Genomic DNA, 2,932 nt, shown 5'->3' with positions numbered 1-2,932 from the left:
ACACAAGACGTCGACATGCCTCCCTCAACCCGAGCGAAACCATTCCTGACCAGCAGAAATCAAACGATCACGTTCGGTTGAGATACGGCTTCTCAAGCTGCCAGGTCTCCCCCAGGACTTGGAGAGCATCCCGCTGGAGTACTTCACCACAGCAGCTCGCTTACTGGCCGCACAACCGGGCGTCGACGCACGCCACATCATGGTGATGGGATACTCCCGCGGCAGCGAGGCGGCCCTACTCCTCGCCAACCACTACCCCCGCCTCATCAAGGGCGCGGTCGTCTACGCGCCGTCATCCGAAGTCAACGGCGGGTTTCCGCACTACGGCACGACAGCATGGACCAAGGGCGGCAAGCCGATTGCCGAAGGGAACATTTCGCTCAGCCACGTCAGCGGGCCCGTCCTGGCCATCGCCGGAGCAGACGACCGGCTGTGGAGCTCTTCCCACTCCGCCCGGCGCATCGCTCAGGAACTCGATGCCACCGGCGACCAGTACCCCCACAAGGCATTGATCTACCCCAAGGCCGGGCACGGTGTTGGAACGTATCCATACGTCGCGGCCGCTACGCGTTTCCGTCACCCTGTGACACAAAGAGAGGTAGACCTCGGCGGGACCCGCGCGGGCGATGCTGCTGCGCGCGAGACAGGCTGGTTAAGAGTCCTGGCGCTCCTCGCTTCACTCGGGCCTGACTTGCCACAGCCATAACCATGTGGCAGCAGCGACACGACAGGCGTGAGCAGTTACCCAGAACGCGATGACGCTGTGGAAATGGATGCGCCGCGCGAACATCGACGACGGGACAAAGCCCGGAACGACCAGCCGGGAGAGCGCGAGACTGCGGGAAACACGTCGGCGGATCAAGCTGCTGGAACAGGAGAACGAGGTCCTGCGCCGGGCCGTGACCTACCTGTCGCAGGCACATCTGCCGGGAAAAGGATCTACCGCTCGTGAAAGAGCCGGCCGGGGACGGTGTCTCCGTCACGGTCACGTGCCGGGTCCTGAAGCTCGCCAGACAGCCCTACTGCCGCTGGCCTGACGAGCCAGTGACCGATGCCGAGTTCGAGCAGGCCGCTCGCGCGAACGATAGGACGACGCCACCTGGATCGCGGACTCTTGCGGTTGCGGTCCAGGTGGCGTTCAGCGGGCGGCGGTTACTCGGCGAGCAACTCGACCGGGATGTTGCCGCGCGTGGCGTTGGAGTACGGGCAAACCTGGTGGGTGGCCTCGATGAGCTCGCGACCGACTTCCCGGGGCAGGCTGTCCGGTAGCTTCGTACGCAGGCTGACTTCGAGCTGGAAGCCACCCTGCCCGTTGGGGACGAGGCCGATTTCGGCGGTGACCGACATGCCCGAGACGTCGATCTTCTTCTTCTGCGCCACCAACTGCATGGAGGTGGCGAAGCATGCCGCATAGCCCGCCGCGAAGAGCTGCTCGGGGTTGGTGCCGTCGCCGGTGCCGCCCAACTCCTTCTGGAGGGCCAGCTCGACGTCCAACTTGCCGTCCGAACTGAAGGCGCGGCCGTCGCGACCGGTCGCGGTCGCGGCGGCGGTATACAGGCTCATGTCCTGCCCTTCTGGTAGACCGATCGGTCAATCTGTTTGGCCCACTCAGCGTATGGAGGGCGGCAGCCGCTCCCCATGGCTCACCGTCTACGTTTCATATCTGATCGTCTTGCACGTAGCCGCCTCGCGTTACGATCTGGCGATGGACGTGCTCAGCGATGCGATCGGCGTCATGCGTACGGGGCGCCCTCATTCCACTGAAATCCGCAAGCACGCTCCGTGGGGAGTGCGGGCCGAGCCGTTCTCCGGGGCCGGCTTTCATGTGGTGCTGGAAGGGACATGCTGGCTGATCCCGCCGACGGGCGCCGCGATCGCCCTGAGCGTGGGCGATGTGGTGTGCCTTCCGCACGGCTGCAAGCACGCTCTGGCCGACAGCCCGTCGACGTCCCTGACGGGCGCGCCCTCGGCCTCCCTGCGGGAGATGACGCCGAACGCCGACGACGGCGTGGGAGCCACGACGGTCCTGCTGTGCGGCGCGTACACGCTCGATCAGACCCGGCCACATCCACTGTTCGAGGAACTGCCCGAGGTCATCCACCTTCCGGCACGTCTCGGCCACCGCACGCCGCTGCGTGCCGCCGTCAACCTGCTCGGCGACGAGATCGCCAACCCCAGCCACGGAACCGAAGCGGTCGTGTCGGCCTTGCTGGACATCATGCTGCTGTACATCCTGCGGGCCTGGCTCGACGAGCAGAGCGACGACGGCCCGGCCACCGGCTGGGCCGCAACGCTGCGCGATCCGGCGATCACCGCAGCGCTGCGCCATATCCACCAGGAACCCGCAGGGCAGTGGACAGTCGAAGCGCTGGGCGCGAAAGCCGGACTGTCGCGCGCCGCCTTCTCCCGCCGGTTCACCTCACTGGTCGGCAAACCGCCCCTGGGCTACCTGACCTGGTGGCGGATGACCCTGGCGGCGCGACTGCTGCGCGACAGCGACATGCCGGTACAGACCGTCGCGCAGCGCACGGGATATACCTCCGAATTCGCCTTCGCCAAAGCGTTCAAACGAGAGCACGGCTTGGCCCCCGGTCGGTACCGCCGGCAGGCGCGGAGGTAGTCCGGTCAGCAGGCCGTGACGACGGCCTCCTGTTGGACGCCATCCTGATCTGCCGTTGGCCGCTTGAGGTCCATGAGCGGGATCGCCCCTGCGCGTGCGGGAAGCAGGCCACAAAGCTAGTCGGGAAGGTGTTACCCGCGGGACCGTCCCCGCGCATGCGGCGCTCCTCGACGCGCTGGCGCGGGATGCGAGTCCTGGTGCCCGCCGCCGATCTAGGCCCAATACCGGTGATTTAGGCGGTTTTCTGGCCTCTGCTAGTTGTTTTGGTGGGCGGGACCAGTGTGATTGCCGCGGTGGGTGGTCGGGGCGGGT

Annotated in this window: 3 protein-coding genes; 2 read left to right on the top strand and 1 reads right to left on the bottom strand. The window is 66.3% G+C overall.

Annotated features, from left to right (window positions below; translation table 11 throughout):
- Positions 1 to 118: 118 nt before the first annotated feature.
- Positions 119 to 706 (top strand): acyl-CoA thioester hydrolase/BAAT C-terminal domain-containing protein, encoded by a 588-nt coding sequence (locus tag ACZ4IF_RS44500; RefSeq protein WP_467574994.1) that lies wholly within the window; start codon positions 119 to 121, stop codon positions 704 to 706.
- A 446-nt stretch (positions 707 to 1,152) separates the two neighbouring features.
- On the opposite strand, the gene ACZ4IF_RS44495 is transcribed toward ACZ4IF_RS44500, so the two are convergent.
- Positions 1,153 to 1,563, bottom strand: a complete 411-nt coding sequence (locus ACZ4IF_RS44495) for an organic hydroperoxide resistance protein (protein WP_359504325.1) — start codon at positions 1,561 to 1,563, stop codon at positions 1,153 to 1,155.
- A gap of 142 nt (positions 1,564 to 1,705) precedes the next feature.
- Between ACZ4IF_RS44495 and ACZ4IF_RS44490 the strand changes: the two genes are divergently transcribed.
- Positions 1,706 to 2,620: an AraC family transcriptional regulator gene (locus ACZ4IF_RS44490; protein WP_467574991.1), complete on the top strand. Its 915-nt coding sequence runs from the start codon at positions 1,706 to 1,708 to the stop codon at positions 2,618 to 2,620.
- Positions 2,621 to 2,932 lie beyond the last annotated feature (312 nt).

It is taken from the genome of Streptomyces sp. NPDC025784 (assembly GCF_055558435.1).
The sequence above is the reverse complement of the archived record's forward strand: the minus strand, read 5'-3'. Positions and strand labels throughout refer to the sequence as shown.

Coding starts and splice junctions, on each gene's coding strand:
- ACZ4IF_RS44495 (WP_359504325.1), bottom strand. CDS start 1,563: ATGAGCCTGTATACCGCCGCCGCGACCGCGACCGGTCGCGACGGCCGC.
- ACZ4IF_RS44490 (WP_467574991.1), top strand. CDS start 1,706: ATGGACGTGCTCAGCGATGCGATCGGCGTCATGCGTACGGGGCGCCCT.